This is a genomic window from Nonomuraea montanisoli, from assembly GCF_013363975.1.
Taxonomy (GTDB): Bacteria; Actinomycetota; Actinomycetes; order Streptosporangiales; family Streptosporangiaceae; genus Nonomuraea; species Nonomuraea montanisoli.
This window is the reverse complement of record NZ_JABWGN010000033.1, coordinates 1-17,285: the sequence shown is the minus strand read 5'-3', so window position 1 is coordinate 17,285 and position 17,285 is coordinate 1. Positions and strand designations below refer to the sequence as shown.

The window sequence follows — 17,285 nt, the reverse complement described above, 5'->3', positions numbered from 1 at the left end:
GACGCGGGCCGCTCACGCTTCATCCGGCCTGCCAGCCGTACAGCTTCATCAGCCGGGCCGCCACCCGCGTGAACCGGTCGACGTCGAGCACCGCGCCCTCGCGCCGGATGTCGTCCTCGTCCAGCACGAACACCCGGTCCAGCCGCACGTGCGAGACCTTGCCGTCGCGGCCCCACGCGCCGATCTCCAGCCACTCGGGGCCGTCGTCGCCTCTGCTGGACAGCATGACGCCGAGCAGCCTGCGACCGGTGCGGCCGACGACCAGCAGCGGCCGGTCCTTGCCGCGCGACGGGTCTTCCTCGTACGGCACCCACGCCCAGACGATCTCACCGGGATCGGCCAGGCCGTCGAGGTCGGGGGAGTAGGCCAGCGTGGCGGCCTGGGCGAGCGAGCGGATCTCGCGCACCGCGCCGCGCGCCGGCCGGGGGTCTTCACCTTGATCGAACACGTGAGCATCCTAGTGGCGGCGCAGCCTCGGCAGCCGGTCCACGTACGTCCTGGCTGCTCGGGACCGATCGGCCGGTTGAAGAAGATCGCGTCCAGGGGGCCGAAGCACGCGTCCTCGGCTCAGCTTCCGCTCGCGCGACTCAGCACGCGGCGCAGGGCGGCCGGGGTGTCGCCGGCGTGGCGGCGGATCGTGCGGGTCAGATGGGCCTGGTCGGCGAAACCGAGGTCGGCCGCCAGCCGCGCCAGGCTCTCCTCCCCGGCCTCCAGCCGGTCGAGCGCCCTGCCGACCCGCACCCGGTTGCGGTAGTGGGTGAGCGACACGCCCAGCTCGCTGGTGAACGCCCTGCTCAGCCGGTACGGCGACACGGACAGGAGCTCGGCCAGCGTGACCAGCCCGCCCGCCGCCTCGTGGTCGGACGCGATGGCCTCCCGCGCCGCGTCCACCACCGCGCCCGCCGTCCGCCCGGGCCTGCGGGAACCGCCGCCGACGGACGGGGGAGGAGCCGCGCGGCTGAGGGAGGTGGCCAGCAGGGGCAGCAGCGCCTCGGTCAGCTCGTACGCGGGGTCGCCGCTCCGCGTCGCCGCAAGCAGCCGGCGGTGGGTCAGGTCGAGCCGGGCGTCCACGTAGACCGTCGAACGCGCCGGACGACCCCGTTCGCCCGCGAGGATCTCCCACAGGCGGGGCGACAGGCGCAGCACGGTGCACACGTCGCCGCCCGCCGGGTGCGCGAACCGCTCCTCCTGACCGGGCAGCGACAGGTAGGCCATCGCCGGGTCCACCACAGCGCCGCGCCCGTCGGCCATCCGCCGGAACCGGCCCCGCCGCACCAGCACGAGCTGGTGCGCGGACCCCACCTCGACCGGCGACCACCCGCGATGGTCGTCGACACAGGTCACCGCATGAACCACGAACCCCGGCCCGCTCGCGAGCCGCACACCTGAACGCACGTGGCGCACGCTACCCGGCGCCTACGACAATTCAGCCGCCACGCCGTCACGCGGCCGTTCTGTCACCCGGTCACGCCGTCCCGCGGCTGTTCTGTCACCCGGTTATGCCGTCACGCCGCCGCTCTGTCACGCCGTCACGCCGTCACGCCGTCACGCCGTCCGCCGTTCTGTCACGCGGCCACGCCCTCACGCCGCTGCTCCGTCCCGCGGCCTCGCCGTCCTGCGGCCGTCTTGCCGGAACGCTGCTGGACGGGAAGCCGGCCGAGGCGGATCCTCGCGGGTGGCGGGTGGCGGGTGGCGGGTGGCGGGTGGCGGGTGGCGGGTGGCGGAGGACAGGAGGGCGGCTCTGCCTCGTGAGGCATGGCGGGCGGCGGAGGTGTGCGGGCGCCGATTGAGGGAGGTGCGGGCGCGGGTTGAGGGAGGTGTGCGGGCCCGGGATGAGGGAGGTGTGCGGGCACCGGGGAAGAAGCTCGGCCGGGGCGCAAGGATGTTCAAGACCGGGGCGCTCACGCCGAGCACGCTGGGCCGCATGACGACTCTTTCCACGATCATCTTCGACTGCGCCGACCCGGTCGCGCTCGCCGCCTTCTACGCCAAGGCCACCGGCTGGCGCGCCGGCGAGGGTGACGCCGACTACGCCACCGTCGACGGCGGTCCCGTCACGCTCGCCTTCCAGCGGGTGGACGGCTACCCCGGCGGCCCCGGCTGGCCGGGCGGTCAGAAGCACCTCCACCTGGACTTCCAGGTGCCCGACCTGGAGTCGGCCCGCCGCGAGCTGGTCGCCCTCGGCGCGGTCATGCCGGAGTTCCAGCCGGGCGAGGACTCCTGGACCGTGTTCACCGACCCCGAGGGCCACCCGTTCTGCGTCTCGGCCGCCTGACGACGGGCCCCACCCGCACACCCGCACACCCGCGCGGCAGGAACGCGTGCGGGACGCACCCGGCCAGTCAGGCCGGGCGCGTCCCGCCGTGTCACCGCCGGACGGCCCGGGCCCCGCCAGACCCGGCCCGCCGCGCGGCACACACGCACCGGACGGCGAGACGACCGAACCACCGAGACGACCGGACCACCAAGGAAAACCAGACCGCCAAGGACGACCGGACCGCCGAGGGCGACCGGACGGTCAGGCAGCCCGCTGGTCAGGCGCCCGGGACGGTCAGGCCGAGTGCTCGGAGCGGTCGCCCGACCAGTCCGTGTGGAAGGCGCCCTCCCGGTCCACCCGGAGGTAGGTGTGCGCGCCGAAGTAGTCGCGCAGCCCCTGCACCAGCGCCGCCGGCAGCCGGTCGCGGCGCAGCCCGTCGTAGTACGCCAGCGCCGACGAGAAGCCCGGCGTCGGCACCCCGATCTGCACGGCCGTGGTGACGACCCGCCGCCACGCGTCCTGCGCCAGGTTGAGCGCCCCCGCGAACGTCGGGTCCGCGAGCAGCGTCGGCAGCGCCGGGTCGGCGTCGTACGCGGCGCGGATCCGGTCGAGGAACTTGGCGCGGATGATGCACCCGCCCCGCCAGATGGTGGCCATCGCGCCCAGTTCGAGGTCCCAGCCGTACTCCTTGGAGGCGGCGGCCATCTGGTCGAAGCCCTGCGCGTACGCGACGATCTTGGACGCGTACAGCGCCTGCCGCACGTCCTCGACGAGCTCGCGCCCGCCCACGCCCGACAGCTTCGGACCCTCCAGGCCCGCGGCGGCGGCGCGCTGCTCGGGGTGGCCGGACAGCGCCCGGGCGAAGACCGCCTCGGCGATGCCGGTGACCGGCACGCCCAGGTCGAGCGCACTCTGCACGGTCCAGCGGCCGGTGCCCTTCTGCTCGGCCTGGTCCACGACCACGTCCACGAACGGCTTGCCGGTGGCCGCGTCGACCTGGTCCAGCACCTCGGCGGTGATCTCGATGAGGTACGAGCCGAGGTCGCCCTGGTTCCACTCCCGGAACACCTCGGCCAGCTCCGCCGGGGTCGCGCCGAGCGCCTGCCGCAGCAGGTCGTACGACTCGGCGATGAGCTGCATGTCGGAGTACTCGATGCCGTTGTGCACCATCTTGACGAAGTGCCCGGCGCCGTCGGGACCCACGTGGACCGCGCACGGCACGCCGTCGACCTTGGCCGAGATGTCCTGCAGGATCGGCCCGAGCGCCTCCCACGACTCCTTGGAGCCGCCCGGCATGATGCTCGGCCCGTTCAGCGCGCCCTCCTCGCCGCCGGAGATGCCGGTGCCGACGAAGTGGATGCCCTTCTCGCGCAGCGCCGCCTCGCGGCGCCGGGTGTCGGCGAAGTGCGCGTTGCCGCCGTCGACGATCATGTCGCCGGGCTCCATCAGCTCCGCGAGCTGGTCGATCACCGCGTCGGTGCCCGCACCGGCCTTCACCATGATGATCGCCCGCCGGGGGCGCTTCAGCGAGGCCACGAAGTCCGCGAGCTCCTCGGCGGCGAGGAACGTGCCCTCGCCGCCGAACTCCTTGACGAGGTCGCGGGTGCGGCTCGCGGAACGGTTGTGCACGGCGACCGCGTAGCCGTGCCTGGCCAGGTTGCGGGCCAGGTTGCGTCCCATGGTCGCCAGACCGGTGACGCCGATGTCTGCCAAGTCCATTTCAGCTCCTCTATGAGGGATACGCACGGTCAAGCCATACGAGTTCGACCGGATATTCCCGCCTCGCCGATCATCATCGCGGTCACTCGGCGCCGCGCACCCCGAGCTCGTCCAGCCGGTCCAGCATGTCCGCCGGGTCGGAGTAGACCCGGAAGGCGCCCGCCCGTTCGAGTTCGTCCCGGCCGTAACCGCCCGACAGCAGCCCGATGCCGAGGGCGCCCGCGCGGCGGGCGGCGAGCAGGTCCCAGACGCTGTCTCCCACCACCATCGCATGCGCGGGATCCACGCCGACCAGCGCCGCACCCGCCAGGAACAGGTCGGGGTCCGGCTTGGCGCGGCGCACGAGGTCGCGGGTGACCATGGGCGTGTCCTCGGGCAGGCCGAGCATGGCGAGGGCCAGCCGCGCCGTGCGGGCGTACCCGCTGGTGGCGATCGCCCACGGCACGCCCCGCGACGACAGCTCGGCCAGCAGCTCGGCGGCGCCGGGCAGCGGGCGGACCGAGTGGACCTGCTCGGTGTAGGCGTCGGCGTGGGTGTTCTGCAGCTCGTCGATCTGCTCCTGGGTGAGCTTCAGCCCGGTCTCGCGCAGCAGCGCGCTCACGAACAGCCCGCCGCTCATCCCGATGCGCCGGTGGATCCGCCACACCGACAGGTCGATGCCCATGCCGGACAGTGCCTGCCGCCAGGCGATGACGTGCTGGTACACGCTGTCGATCAGGGTGCCGTCGAGGTCGAACAGGAACGCCGGGGTGGGGGCCTGCGGAAAGTCGGTCATTGCTCCATGACACCATGAGCGAATGAGGATCATCATCGCGGGCGGCCACGGGAAGATCGCGCTGCGCCTGGAGCGGCTGCTCGGGAGCGCCGCCGTCGGCCTGGTGCGCAACCCGGCGCACGTGTCCGACGTCGAGGCCGCCGGGGCCCGCGCCGTGGTGTGCGACCTCGAACGCGCCTCCGCCGAGGAGCTGGCCGCCGTGCTCGACGGCGCCGGCGCGGCCGTGTTCGCCGCCGGCGCCGGGCCCGGCAGCGGCGTGGCCCGCAAGGACACCGTCGACCGGGCCGCGTCCGCGCTGCTGGCCGACGCGGCCGAGCGGGCAGGGGTGCGCCGCTTCCTGCAGATCTCCTCCATGGGCGCGGGCCGGCCGCCGGCGGGCGGTGACGAGGTGTGGGCGGCGTACATCGCCGCGAAGACCCAGGCCGAGGAGGACCTGCGCGGCCGCGACCTCGACTGGACGATCATCCGGCCGGGCGGCCTCACCGACGACCCGGGCACGGGGCGGATCCGGCTGGAGCCGGAGGTGCCGCGCGGCACGGTGCCCCGCGACGACGTGGCGGCCGTGCTGGCCGGGCTGCTGCGGGAGCGGGCCGCGATCCACCGGACGCTGGAGCTGGTCTCGGGCGACACACCCATCGAAGAGGCGGTCGCCGCCCTGCGCTGAGCCGCACTTCTTTTGCCGTTCGGCGACGCCGCCTTGGCTTTGCCGGGCGACGTCTTCGGCAAGGGGACCCCTCAGTGCGCGAGGAGGGATCCGTAATGTCGAATATGTCGGATATGTCGCTATTTGGGGGAGACCCGTTCAGGCGGTTCGAGGAGCTCACCGGACGGATGTTCGGCGACGCGTGGCCGCCCGCCCGGCCCAGCGTGCAGCGCGTCGACATCGGCCGACTGCTCAGCGAGCAGGCCCGCCGGCTGCTCACGGACGCCCTGGAGAGCGCAGCGCGGCGCGGGGCCGAGGACCTCGGCGACCTCGACCTGCTCGACGCCCTGACCCGGAACGAGCAGACCAGGGCCCTGCTCCAGTCCGCCGGCGCCGACGTCGACCGGCTGCGCGGACGGGCCGAGGCCGCCGCCACGCCCGGCGAGCCCGCCGACGAGCCGCCCGCGACGCTCTCCCCGGCCGTCAAGCGGACGTTCCTCGACGCCCAGCGCGTCGCCCGCGCCCTCGGCTCCTCCTACATCGGCCCCGAGCACCTGCTGCTCGCGCTCATCGTCAACCCGGACTCCGCCGCCGCCCGGCTGCTCCAGGAGGAGGGCGTCTCCGTCGAACGGCTCCAGCGCGCCCAGGCGCACGGCGAGGAGCCGCGCCCGGCCGACCGGATGTCCGCCAGCGACACGCCGTCGCTCGACGAGTTCGGCAGGGACCTGACCGAGGAGGCCCGCCAGGGCCGGATCGACCCCGTCGTCGGCCGCGAGGACGAGATCGAGCAGGCCCTGGAAGTGCTGTCCCGGCGCACCAAGAACAACCCGGCGCTCATCGGCGAGCCCGGCGTCGGCAAGACCGCCATCGTCGAGGGCATCGCCCAGCGCATCGTCAACGGCGACGTGCCCGACCCGCTCAAGGACCGCCGCGTGGTCGCGCTCGACCTGACCGGCATGGTGGCCGGGACGAAGTACCGCGGCGAGTTCGAGGAGCGGATCAAGAAGGTCGTCGACGAGGTGCGGGCCACGGCCGACCGCACGATCGTCTTCATCGACGAGATGCACACCCTCGTCGGCGCGGGCTCGGCCGAGGGCGGCATGGACGCCGCCAACATCCTCAAGCCCGCCCTGGCCCGCGGCGAGCTGCACGTCATCGCCGCCACGACCATCGACGAGTACCGCAAGAACGTCGAGAAGGACGCCGCCCTCGAACGCCGCTTCCAGCCCATCCTCGTCGCCGAGCCCACCGTCGAGGAGACGATCGAGATCCTGCGCGGCCTGCGCGACGCCTACGAGGCCCACCACCAGGCGCGCATCACCGACGAGGCGCTGCACGCCGCCGCCATCCTGTCCGACCGCTACATCTCCGACCGGTTCCTGCCGGACAAGGCCATCGACCTCATGGACCAGGCCGCCGCCCGGGTACGGCTGCGCGCCCGCACGCCCAGGACCGACGTGCGCGACCTGGAGGAACGCCTCGACGCGCTGCGCCGCGACAAGGACCAGGCCGTCGCCGGCGACGACTTCGACAAGGCCAAGGAGCTGACGGCGGAGATCGGCAAGCTCCGCCCCGAGCTCGACCGCGCCCGGCAGGTACGCGACGAGGCGCCGCAGGTGACGGCCGAGGACGTCGCCGAGATCGTCTCCCGGCGCACCGGCATCCCGGTGCGCCAGCTCACCGAGCAGGAGCGCGAGCGGCTGATGCGGCTGGAGGACCACCTGCACCAGCGGGTCGTCGGCCAGGACGAGGCCGTCGTCGCGATCGCCGAGGCGGTCCGCCGCGCCCGCGCCGGGCTGTCCGACCCGCACCGGCCGATCGGCAGCTTCCTGTTCCTCGGGCCGACCGGCGTCGGCAAGACCGAGCTGGCCCGCGCGCTGGCGGCGGCGCTGTTCGGCGGCGAGGACCACATGGTCCGGCTCGACATGAGCGAGTACCAGGAACGCCACACCGTCTCCCGGCTCGTCGGCGCGCCGCCCGGCTACGTCGGCTACGAGGAGGCCGGGCAGCTCACCGAGGCCGTCCGCCGCCACCCGCACTGCGTGCTGCTGCTCGACGAGATCGAGAAGGCCCACCCCGACGTGACGAACATCCTGCTGCAGATGCTCGACGACGGCCGCCTGACCGACGGCCAGGGCCGCACCGTCGACTTCACCAACACGATCGTCATCATGACCAGCAACATCGGCGCCCAGCTCATCCTCGACTCGGGCGACGACCCGAACCTGGAGGAGCACCTCATGGACCTGCTGCGGCACTCCATGCGGCCCGAGCTGCTCAACCGCATCGACGAGACGATCATCTTCAAGCGGCTGGACCGCACGCAGCTGCGCCAGATCGTCGAGCTGATGCTGGAGCGCACCCGGCAGCGGCTGCGCGGCCAGGACGTCGACCTCCAGGTCTCGGAGGCGGCCGTGGACTGGCTGGCCGAGCGCGGCTACCAGCCCGAGTTCGGCGCCCGGCCGCTGCGGCGCGTCATCCAGCGGGAGCTGGACAACCGGCTGTCGGCGATGCTGCTGACGGGCGAGGTCGGCGAGGGCGGCCGGGTGATGGTGGAGGTGGAGAACGGGCGGCTGTCGCTGCGCTCCCACAACCCCGAACCGGTCGGCGCCTGACCGTCGTCAGCCCGCCGTCAGCCCGCCGTCACGTCACTTCCGGCGCGCGAGGGTGACGCCGTCGCGCACCGGAAGCATCACCGACTCCACCCGGTCGTCGCGGGCGATCAGCTCGTTCACGCGGCGGATCGCCACCTGGTTCTCGCCCTGGAAGGCCGGGTCGAAGACGCGCCCGCCCTGGAAGACGTTGTCGAGGACGACCAGCCCGCCCGGCCGCAGCCGGGAGACGATCTCCTCGTAGTAGGCCGGGTAGCTCACCTTGTCGGCGTCGATGAAGGCGAAGTCGTAGACCTGCTCGGCGGGCAGCGCCCGCAGCGTGTCGAGCGCCGGTCCGATGCGCAGCTCCACGCGCTCGGCCACGCCCGCGCGCTCCCAGTACTCCCGGGCCACGGACGTCCACTCGTCGCTCACGTCGCAGGCCAGCAGGTGGCCGTCCGCGGGCAGGGCGCGGGCGATGCACAGCGAGGAGTAGCCGGTGAACACGCCCACCTCGATCGCCCGGCGGGCGCCCGTCATCCGCACCAGCAGCGACAGCAGCGCGCCCTCGTCGTGCGAGATCTGCATGCCGGCGGCGCCGCCGGTGGCCTCCCGGGTCCGCGTCACGAGCTCCTGCAGCAGCTCGTCGGGCGGGGTGCAGTGGGTGAGCAGGTAGTCGCCCGCGACGGGGGAGAGGACCTCCAGCTCGTCGCCGGCGACGGGCTCCGTCCACTCGGTACGCAGGTCCTCCTGGGCGGCGAAGCGCAGCAGGTGCCGGGTCACGACGTCCTGGACCACGGCCAGCGCCTCGGCGCCGGTCGCCGTCGCGATCATCTCCAGGGCGTCGCCGGACGGCGCCAGCACGCATTCCCCGTCCGGGAAGGTGATCGTCGCCCGGCCGTCTTCCGACAGGGTGGTGGTCGTCTTGTGCCCGAGGTGGGAGACGAGCTGCTTGATGTAACGCTCGGGGCGGTCGGTCGGGACGCGGGCCGTCGAGATGGGCATCGGGCTCCTTCGGTGAGAGGCGGCTCCGGGCTCGTACCCGAAAAAGCTACTCCCGGACGCCGGAGCCGACCGCGACGGCCCCGGCGTCCGGAGCCGTCACTCCGTCCCGGCGCCGCCGGTCCCGTCCGGGACGAGCCCGCCCGGCACGGTGCCCTCCGGCGCGGTCCCCTCCGGCGTCGTCGTCGGAAGGGCGCCGCCCCCGGGCAGGTCGGCGATCTGGGTGTCGTCGATGACCCCGTCGTCCTCAGGCGCCTGGTCGTCGTCGTCCGGCGTCTGCCGGCGCACCGGCGCGCAGGACGAGCCGCAGCCGCCGAAGCGGTCCTGGTCCACGGCCGTGAACGGCGTCGCCGGCGTGCCCTTCAGGGCGGCCAGCATGGTGTCCTTCCAGATCGGGCCGGGCAGGGAGGCGCCCTGGACCGAGCCGAAGTACTGGCCGCCGATCGTGATGCCGGTCAGCTTGTAGCGCTGCGAGCCGCGCGGGTCGCCGATGCTGACCGCGCCCGCGAGGTCCGGGGTGAAACCGGCGAACCAGGCGCTGGCGTACCCGTCGGTGGTGCCGGTCTTGCCCGCCGCCGGCCGGCCGATGCCGCCCACGCCGCGCATCGTGCCCTGGGTGAACACGCCGGACAGCACGTTGGCCGCCGCGTCGGCCACGGGCGCCTCGATCGCCTGCCGGCACTGCGGCGCGAACGAGGTGGACCGGCCGGTCGCGACGTCGGTGACCTTGGTGATGGCCAGCGGCACGCAGTACTTGCCGCGGGCCGCGATGCCCGCGTAGGCCGCCGACACCGTCAGCGGGTCCATCTCGTTGATGCCGAGCGTGAACGTCTCGACCTCGTGGAGGGGATTGCCGTCGGCCCGCCGGATGCCCAGCGACTTGGCCGTCTCCACGGTCTCGCACAGGCCGACCCGCTGCTCCAGCGCCACGAAGAACGTGTTGACGGACCCCCACGTGCCGGTCGCCAGCGTCTTGAACCCGCCCGTGCCCTCGTCGTTGGTCACCGCCCACGACGGGATGCCCATGTTGTTGCCCTTGCAGTCCTTGAAGGCGGACGTGGAGGGGGCGGTGTAGCTGCCGCCGACGCTGATGCCGTCGCCGATCTTCATGCCCTTCTTCAGGGCCGTGAGCAGCGTGAAGGTCTTGAACGTCGAGCCGGCCTGGAACCCGATCAGCCCGCCGTGCTTCATGTCGGCCACCGGGTTGTAGGAGATCTCGTGCTTCTTGGCGTCGGATCCGAACGGCCGGCTGGACGCCATGGCCCTGATCATGCCGGTGCCGGGCTCGACCAGCGCCTCGGAGGCGAGCGCCCGGTCGGAGGGACGCACCAGCCGCTTGATCGCCTTGTCCGCGGCGGCCTGCGCCTTCGGGTCGAGCGTCGTGTAGATCCGCAGGCCGCCCCGGCGGAACGCCTCCTGCCTGGCCCGCGGGGTCTTGCCGAACGCCTTGTTGGTCAGCAGCTCGTAGCGGACGTACTCGCAGAAGAACGGCGCGGAGACGGTGGCCTGGCAGCCGTTGGGCTGGCTGATGCCCTTGTAGCCGAGCTTGGTGGCCTTGGCCTCGGCGGCCTCCTCGGGCGTGATGACCTTGAGCTGCGCCATCCGGTCGAGCACGGTGTTACGCCGGGCGAGCAGCGCCTTGCGGGCCTTGGCGCCGGCCTCCGGATTGGTGGTGTTCGGGTTCTGGACGGCTCCCGCCAGGGTCGCCGCCTGCGGCAGGGTCAGCCGGGCCGCGGACACGCCGAAGAAGCGCCGGGCCGCCGCCTCCACGCCGTTCGCGCCCGCCCCGAAGTACACGATGTTGAGGTACTTCGCCAGGATCTCGTCCTTGGTGTACTTCTTCTCGACGCTCATCGCGTAGCGCAGCTCGTTGAGCTTGCGGGCGTAGCTGGCCTCCAGGGCCTTCTCCTTGCCCTCCTCGGTGTCGGCCGAGTTGAGCAGCACCTGCTTGACGTACTGCTGGGTGATGCTGGAGCCGCCCTGGCTCACCCCGCCCGAGCCGAGGTTCTTGGCCAGGGCGCGCACGGTGCCCTCGATGTCGATCGCGCCGTGCTGGTAGAAGCGGTCGTCCTCGATGGCGACGATCGACTTGCGCATGATCTCGGAGATCTGGTCCAGCCGGACCACCTTGCGGTCCTCGGCGAAGAACTGCGCGATCCGCTTGCCCTTGGCGTCGTACACCGTGGACGCCTGCGGCAGCGGCGGCTCCTCCAGCTCCATCGGCCGCAGGTTGAGCTCGTCGGCGGCGGAGACCACCGCGGCGCCGGAGCCGCCCACGGCGGGCAGCGCGATGGCCGCGACCAGCACGCCGGCGGCCGCCGCCGCTCCGAGCAGGCGGACGACGCCCGTCAGCCGGGCATGGCTCCGCATGGGGTTCGCATCGGGCATGGCGGCCATCCGACCACACCCGGCCGCGCCTGTCCAAGACTGCGCCGCCGGGCCGTTCATACGGAAGCCGATATCGGTGCAGCTCGAATGGGGTGATCTTCGGGCAGTCCGCTCGTTCTGGTAGGTATGGCGGATGCGCATCAAGCCGTGGGCCGCCGTCGCGGCGGCCGTCCCCCTCGCCGCGGGCTGCGTCTCCGGCCCTTCAGCCGTCCAGGCGTCGCAGGCGCGCCTCTCCGCCGTCTCCGGCGCTTCCGGCTCATCCGGCGCTCCTGGCGCTTCGGGTGCTTCGGATGCTTCATCCGGCGTTTCCGGGGCTTTGGCCGCCAAGCCGCCCCAGGTGCCGGCCGGGACCACGGCCGCGTGGGTGGTCTTCGACCGCAAGGCCGGGGGCGGCGGGCGCATCGTGGCCACCCGCAACGCCCACCGGGCGTTCCGTTCCGCCTCGGTGGTGAAGATCCTCCTCGCCGTCGACTACCTGGAGTCGCGCACGACCGTCCCGCCGGCCGACGCCCGGCTGCTGAAGATCATGCTGCGCTCCAGCGACGACGACGCCGCCTCGACGCTGTGGGACCGCGCCGGCAAGGGCGCCGTCATCACCCGCATGGCCCGCCGGCTCGGCCTGTCCGACACCGCTCCGCCGCCCGCGTCCAAGCCCGGCTTCTGGGGATACACCTCGCTCAGCGCGTACGACGTGGTCCGCGTGTACCGCTACCTGCTGGACCGGGCCGCGCCGCGGGTCCGCGACACGATCCTCGGCCACCTGCGGGCCGCCACCCCGTGCGGCACGGACGGCTTCGACCAGTACTTCGGCATCCCGCGCGCGCTGCCGCGGCCGTGGGCGGTCAAGCAGGGCTGGTCCGGGTTCGGCGAGGTGCCGCCGGTGCGCTGCCGTCCCGGCTCGCCCTCCACGGGCCCAGTCTCCACGGGCCCAGTCTCCACGGGCGCGGTCTCCACGGGGGCGCAGGGGGCGTCGATCTCGGCCGTGGCGCTGCGCGCCCGCGGCTCCGGCGTGCCGGACCTGGGGCGTCCCGTCCTGCACACGACCGGCCTGGCCGGCAAGGACGACAGGTACGTGCTGGCGGTCCTGACCGCGCACCCGGCGGGCGGCACGTGGAGCGCATCGGTTCGCCGCATCACCACCCTGACGGCGGACCTGTACCGCGGCCTGCGCTGAGCCGCCCTCCGCTGAGCCGTCCTGCGCGGGGCGCCTCAGCGGATGCCCGCGGTGTGGGCGGCGTAGACCTTCTTCGGCACGACCATCCGCCACGCCTCGACGACCAGTTCGCGCATCTCGTCGAGGTCGAGGGCCGCCATCCGGACCTGCACCCAGTTGTAGCGCAGGTCGCGCTCGTCCGGCATGAGGAACTTGTGCGGCTCGGCGGCCACCAGCGCCGCGCGCTCCTCCTTGGGGAACGCGAAACCCATCACGGTCTCGTCGCGGGAGAAGGCGAGGTAGACGATCGAGCCAACCCGGAACTTCACGCGGTCCCTGATGAGATGCTCCGACGACCGGGGGAGGGGGGCGGCGACCCGCCGCACGTCCTCGACTGTGACCATCCCGCCACCGTAGCGACGCCCACCGACATTCCGAGCGGTCCTGCTGCACAGTCGTGGATACTTGCGCCGGGGATGATGTACATGACTGCTGTCACACGTCTGGTGACGTTCGTCGACGTCGATGATCAGGCCGCCGGCACCGTCTCGGTGTCGGCGCGTCTCGAGGCGGAGCTCGTCGACGGAACCCGGGTGCCGCTGCTGAACGACAGAGGTTGGGGCTCATCGCAAGGCTGGGCCGCGACGTCGGTGGCAGACCTGCAGGAGACGGCGCGGACCGTGGTGGGGCCCGACGAGCCGTTCGGTGGCCGTTCCCAGGAAGAGATGGAAGCAGGCCATTGGGCCTCGCTCCAGCAGATCGCCCAGCGGGAGGGAGTCGTCGTCGACGCGGCCACGCTCCGGCGGCTGCCGCATGACGTGGTGCTCAGCCGACAGGTGCTCGCGCGCATCGGCGGCAACCGGCTCTGAAGTGGCGTGGGGGAAGAAGTGCTCCGTTCGGTACGGCGGTTGTGGCGTTCCACCGCGCAGGTCGTCCGGCGCGCCGTGGTGTCCATGTGGGCCGTCGGCATGCTGCTGGCCACGGCCGGATGGTTCGGTGACCGACACGGATACTGGTCGGACAAGCCTTTCACCACGAACCTGGTGTCCTCGCTGACCGGAGCCATGTTCGGCATTCCGGTGGCGCTGATGGTGATCCAGCGCATCTCCGGCCGGCAGGCGACGCACGCGGAAAGCCGGTTCCTGGCCGGTCAGGCAGCCGCCGTCGCCGAGGCGCTGCACGGCACCGCCGTCGCCATGGCCAAGGGCGACGAGCGGCGTTCCCGGGAGCTCGAAGAGGAGTTGCGCAAGGCTTCGGCCGCACTGCGTGACCTCGCCCGCCACCGGCAGGGGCCCGGGTGGACAGGAATGTCCGGACTGGTCAACCGGTACGAGTTGTATCTGGTGGACCCCGACCAGTACGGAGTGCTCCTGGACCGGGCGGCACGGCAGGTGGCGCGCTTGAACGTCATCCGCGTCCGGGCTCAGGAGATCGGCGCGCCGTGGGTCGAGCATCTGGAGGACATCCGCCTGCCCGACACCGACGCGGCACGATTCGGCGCCTGGCGGGCGGACCTCTCCGCCATACCTCCGGGCTCCACCCGGTCGGCGGCCGAGTCGCAGGTGGCCAGGACCCGGGCCGTGCTCGCCGCCGGCATCCATGAGATCGGCGACATCAACAAGCTCGTCGTGGACACCTTCCTGACCGCAGGCACCCTGAGAACCATCGCCGAAGGTCCCTGACCGGACGGCACGCGCTTTTCCTCCTCACGCTCACCCGGCCGCCCTGTCACGCTCCCACGATTCTCGCATATTGAGACAATCATTCTCTCATGATGAGACGAACGTTAGGGTTGCCCTGTCGGCCCTGGGATGAGGACGAGGGAGTTCTGATGGACGCCGTATACACGCACGGCCACCACGAGTCGGTGCTGAGGTCGCACCGGTGGCGCACCGCCGAGAACTCGGCGGCGTACCTGCTGCCCCACCTCAAGCCGCACATGACGCTGCTGGACGTGGGCAGCGGGCCGGGCACCATCACCGCCGACCTGGCCGCCAGGGTGGCGCACGTGACCGCGTCCGAGGTGAGCGTCGAGGCGCTGGAGCTGGCCCGCGCCGAGCTGGCCGCCCGCGGCGTCGCCAACGCCGGCTTCGCGGTCGCCGACGTGCACGCCCTGGACTTCCCGGACGAAACGTTCTGCGTCGTTCACGCCCACCAGGTGCTCCAGCACGTGGGCGACCCGGTGCGGGCGCTGCGCGAGATGCGCCGCGTCACCAAGCCCGGCGGCTTCGTCGCGGCGCGCGACAGCGACTACGCGGCCTTCGCCTGGTACCCGCGGATCCCGGCGCTCGACGACTGGATGGCCCTCTACCAGCGGGTGGCGCGCGGCAACGGCGGCGAGCCCGACGCGGGACGCCGCCTGCTGTCGTGGGCCCGGGCGGCCGGCTTCGAGGACGTGACGGCCACCTCGTCCACGTGGTGCTTCGCCACCCCGGAGGACCGGGCGTGGTGGGCCGGCATGTGGGCCGATCGCATCCTCGGCTCGGCCCTGGCCGAGCAGGCACTCGCCACCGGCGCCGCCACCCGCGACGACCTGCGCCGCATGGCCGACGGGTGGCGGGAGTGGGCCGCGGACGAGGACGGCTGGCTGTCCCTCCTGCACGGCGAGATCCTCTGCCGCGCCTGACCCCGCTCGCCGTCTCACTGCCGGGCGGCGCCGAACCGGCCGCGGGCGGCCACCTCGATCGTCACCAGCGTCGCCACGGCCTCGGCGGCCAGCAGCGCCACCAGCACCACGAGCTGCACGATCCCGGCCTGTACGGGGCTCGCCCCGCCGAGCAGCATGCCCACGAACGCGCCCGGGAGCGTGACCAGCCCCACGGTCCGCGTCTGGTCGAGCGCGGGGACCAGCGCCTGCGCGGCCGCCGGGCGGCAGATCTCCAGCGCCGCCTCCCTCGGGGTGAACCCCAGCGACAGGGCCGCCTCCACCTCTCCCCTGCGCTGGGTCAGCTCGTCGAGGGCGCGCCGCCCGGCCAGGGTGGTGGCGGTCAGGCAGCCGCCGAGCAGGATCCCGGCGACCGGGATGATCACGACGCCTTTCGTGGAGATCACCCCGCCGGCGGCCAGGGCGCCCAGCACCGGCGCGACGCCCGCCACGATGGGCACGGCCGCCCACCACCCGCCACGGCCGCGCGTGACGCGCCGGCCCGCGGTGAAGGCGGCGACGCCGTACATGAGCAGGATGAAGCCCGCCACGGCGGCGGAGGAGGCGATCACCCACGCGATCACGGCGGACACGGCTCCGAGTTGCACGGCGGCGCGCAGGCTCGCCGTGACGACGGCCCGCCCGTGACCGAGCCGCCCGAGCCAGGCCACGACCGCGCCCATCGCGACGAGGACCACCAGGGCGGCAGGGAGCAGCGGCGTGAGCGTGATCAGCGAAGACGAGCGCACGCCCACCAGCCTGACGTCACCCGCCACGATCACGGCTGATCCGGTGCCGGGGCGCGCGCCGTCAGAGGCCCCGGCGGGTCAAGAGGTCACAGAGCTCAGGTTCAGTGGGTGCGGGTCACGTGCCCAGGGTGCGGGCGCGCTGCCACTGGGGGTCGCGGTAGAGGACCACGTCGGTGCCGGCCAGCAGCTCGTCCGGTGCCGACAGCATGGTGATCTCCCCGGACGCCTGGAGGTGCAGCAGCAGGTCGCGCACCCTCGGCCCCACCGGGAGCCGGCCCGTCTGGAGGCCCAGCCCCGCGCGGACCACGTCGGCGACCTCCGACAGGTGGAACGGCCCGTCGAAGCCCGCCACGACCTCCCGGACGACGCTGATGGTGATGAGCTGCTCCGCCTCGGCGTGGGCGAGCTGCCAGACGACCTGCTCGCGCCGCCGGCCGGTGCCCGCGCAGGCCGTGCAGGCCCGCGTCGGCTCCGGCAGGATCCCGGGCGCCACCGGCTCCTCCGCCGAGCCCAGGCAGACGCTGCACTGCCCGGTCTCGGCGGCGTGCACCTCCGCGCTCATGCGGTTGGGCAGCTCCTCGCCGCAGTCGCAGACGTACGTCTCGCCCAGGATGGGGGCGGCCGGGGGAGTGATCGTGTGCTTCGTCATCGCCGCCGACTCTACCCGCGCCCGTCCGCCGCCGCGCCCGCGGCCTGGAGCGGCGGAGCGCGACGGAAGCGGAGGAGAAGAATTCCGGAAGCCGCGGCGGCGACACTGTTCGCTCAGTCGAGCGAAGGCAGGTCCCTGATGCGGAACAAGATCATGAGACTGGCGGTCCCGGCGACCGCCCTGGCGATGGCCGCGACACTCGGCGCCGGCACGTCCGCGAGCGCGGACGCGGCGCGGGCCAAGGCGCCCCACATCAAGAGCGTCCACCGGACCTTGGCGCAGTGCGAGGCCGCGGGCCGCAGGTACTCGGGCGACGGCGAGTACTGGGACTGCGAGTGGGACAGCCCCTTCTGGGCGCTCTGGGTCATCAAGTAGCCCACCGCACCGAACGCATTCGCGGGCGCTCACGGCTCGCGCCCTCTGCGCCGCGCCCTGTCAGAGCCGCTCTGTCAGAGCCGCTCTGTCAGAGCCGCCCTGTCAGAGCCGCGCCATGACAAGGGCCGCGTCCCGTGAGAGCGGCGTCCCTTGAGAGCCGCGCCATGTCGGAGGCGCGCCCTGTCGAAGGCGCGCCCTGTCGAAGGCGCGCCATGTCGGAGGCGCGCCCTGTCGAAGGCGCGCCATGTCGGAGGCGCGGCGTGTCGGAGGCGCGCCGTGGCGAGAGCGTCGTCCCGGGAGAGCCGTTCGGGCGGGCGGCCGCGAGAAACGCGACGCCGGC

At 73.0% G+C, this 17,285-nt stretch carries 17 protein-coding genes; 8 read left to right on the top strand and 9 right to left on the bottom strand.

The window, feature by feature from the left end; genetic code table 11:
- Window positions 1-19: 19 nt before the first annotated feature.
- Window positions 20-448: a type II toxin-antitoxin system PemK/MazF family toxin gene (locus HTZ77_RS44535; RefSeq protein WP_175595849.1), complete on the bottom strand. Its 429-nt coding sequence runs from the start codon at window positions 446-448 to the stop codon at window positions 20-22.
- A 119-nt stretch (window positions 449-567) separates the two neighbouring features.
- A complete protein-coding gene (locus HTZ77_RS44530; RefSeq protein ID WP_175595848.1) occupies window positions 568-1,395 on the bottom strand; it encodes an AraC family transcriptional regulator in 828 nt (275 codons plus the stop codon).
- Between the two features lie 448 nt (window positions 1,396-1,843).
- Here HTZ77_RS44530 and HTZ77_RS44525 point away from each other — a divergent pair, with 448 nt between their 5' ends.
- Window positions 1,844-2,275 carry a VOC family protein gene (locus HTZ77_RS44525; protein ID WP_328809131.1) on the top strand — a complete coding sequence of 144 codons (432 nt, stop codon included), beginning with the start codon at window positions 1,844-1,846 and terminating at the stop codon, window positions 2,273-2,275.
- 276 nt (window positions 2,276-2,551) lie between these two features.
- Here the strand turns inward: HTZ77_RS44525 and gndA are convergent, their stop codons facing one another.
- Together gndA and HTZ77_RS44515 are read right to left on the bottom strand one after the other, a co-directional pair.
- Complete coding sequence (gene gndA / locus HTZ77_RS44520; protein ID WP_175595847.1) at window positions 2,552-3,976, bottom strand: NADP-dependent phosphogluconate dehydrogenase; 1,425 nt, start codon at window positions 3,974-3,976, stop codon at window positions 2,552-2,554.
- An 82-nt stretch (window positions 3,977-4,058) separates the two neighbouring features.
- On the bottom strand, window positions 4,059-4,751 hold the full coding sequence (locus tag HTZ77_RS44515; RefSeq protein ID WP_175595846.1) for an HAD family hydrolase: 693 nt from the start codon (window positions 4,749-4,751) through the stop codon (window positions 4,059-4,061).
- A 22-nt stretch (window positions 4,752-4,773) separates the two neighbouring features.
- Between HTZ77_RS44515 and HTZ77_RS44510 the strand changes: the two genes are divergently transcribed.
- Both HTZ77_RS44510 and HTZ77_RS44505 read left to right on the top strand, forming a co-directional pair.
- A complete protein-coding gene (locus HTZ77_RS44510) occupies window positions 4,774-5,415 on the top strand; it encodes an NAD(P)H-binding protein (protein ID WP_175595845.1) in 642 nt (213 codons plus the stop codon).
- A gap of 113 nt (window positions 5,416-5,528) precedes the next feature.
- Window positions 5,529-8,009: an ATP-dependent Clp protease ATP-binding subunit gene (locus HTZ77_RS44505; RefSeq protein ID WP_328809130.1), complete on the top strand. Its 2,481-nt coding sequence runs from the start codon at window positions 5,529-5,531 to the stop codon at window positions 8,007-8,009.
- A gap of 33 nt (window positions 8,010-8,042) precedes the next feature.
- Here the strand turns inward: HTZ77_RS44505 and HTZ77_RS45640 are convergent, their stop codons facing one another.
- Both HTZ77_RS45640 and HTZ77_RS44495 read right to left on the bottom strand, forming a co-directional pair.
- The gene (locus tag HTZ77_RS45640) at window positions 8,043-8,990 is read right to left on the bottom strand and encodes a DUF2218 domain-containing protein (protein WP_328809129.1); all 948 of its coding nucleotides are present in this window, start codon (window positions 8,988-8,990) and stop codon (window positions 8,043-8,045) included.
- Between the two features lie 96 nt (window positions 8,991-9,086).
- Entirely contained in the window at window positions 9,087-11,375 is a 2,289-nt protein-coding gene (locus HTZ77_RS44495; RefSeq protein ID WP_235996124.1) for a transglycosylase domain-containing protein, read from the bottom strand.
- A gap of 337 nt (window positions 11,376-11,712) precedes the next feature.
- Between HTZ77_RS44495 and HTZ77_RS44490 the strand changes: the two genes are divergently transcribed.
- Window positions 11,713-12,549 (top strand): hypothetical protein, encoded by an 837-nt coding sequence (locus tag HTZ77_RS44490; protein ID WP_328809128.1) that lies wholly within the window; start codon window positions 11,713-11,715, stop codon window positions 12,547-12,549.
- Between the two features lie 35 nt (window positions 12,550-12,584).
- On the opposite strand, the gene HTZ77_RS44485 is transcribed toward HTZ77_RS44490, so the two are convergent.
- On the bottom strand, window positions 12,585-12,932 hold the full coding sequence (locus HTZ77_RS44485) for an MmcQ/YjbR family DNA-binding protein (protein WP_175595842.1): 348 nt from the start codon (window positions 12,930-12,932) through the stop codon (window positions 12,585-12,587).
- Window positions 12,933-13,013: 81 nt separating this feature from the next.
- On the opposite strand from HTZ77_RS44485, the gene HTZ77_RS44480 reads away from it, so the two are divergent.
- The 3 genes from HTZ77_RS44480 to HTZ77_RS44470 all read left to right on the top strand — a co-directional run bounded on the left by HTZ77_RS44480 (window position 13,014) and on the right by HTZ77_RS44470 (window position 15,154).
- Window positions 13,014-13,397 (top strand): hypothetical protein, encoded by a 384-nt coding sequence (locus HTZ77_RS44480; protein ID WP_205304736.1) that lies wholly within the window; start codon window positions 13,014-13,016, stop codon window positions 13,395-13,397.
- A 39-nt stretch (window positions 13,398-13,436) separates the two neighbouring features.
- Window positions 13,437-14,210, top strand: coding sequence for a hypothetical protein (locus tag HTZ77_RS44475; protein WP_175595841.1), 774 nt, complete (start codon window positions 13,437-13,439; stop codon window positions 14,208-14,210).
- A 149-nt stretch (window positions 14,211-14,359) separates the two neighbouring features.
- Window positions 14,360-15,154, top strand: coding sequence for a class I SAM-dependent methyltransferase (locus tag HTZ77_RS44470; RefSeq protein WP_175595840.1), 795 nt, complete (start codon window positions 14,360-14,362; stop codon window positions 15,152-15,154).
- A gap of 14 nt (window positions 15,155-15,168) precedes the next feature.
- Here HTZ77_RS44470 and HTZ77_RS44465 read toward each other — a convergent pair whose 3' ends face one another.
- Together HTZ77_RS44465 and HTZ77_RS44460 are read right to left on the bottom strand one after the other, a co-directional pair.
- Window positions 15,169-15,954 carry an ABC transporter permease gene (locus HTZ77_RS44465; RefSeq protein ID WP_328809127.1) on the bottom strand — a complete coding sequence of 262 codons (786 nt, stop codon included), beginning with the start codon at window positions 15,952-15,954 and terminating at the stop codon, window positions 15,169-15,171.
- 82 nt (window positions 15,955-16,036) lie between these two features.
- Window positions 16,037-16,570 (bottom strand): hypothetical protein, encoded by a 534-nt coding sequence (locus HTZ77_RS44460; protein ID WP_175595839.1) that lies wholly within the window; start codon window positions 16,568-16,570, stop codon window positions 16,037-16,039.
- 138 nt (window positions 16,571-16,708) lie between these two features.
- Here HTZ77_RS44460 and HTZ77_RS44455 point away from each other — a divergent pair, with 138 nt between their 5' ends.
- Window positions 16,709-16,945, top strand: coding sequence for a hypothetical protein (locus tag HTZ77_RS44455; RefSeq protein WP_205304735.1), 237 nt, complete (start codon window positions 16,709-16,711; stop codon window positions 16,943-16,945).
- Window positions 16,946-17,285: the final 340 nt, after the last annotated feature.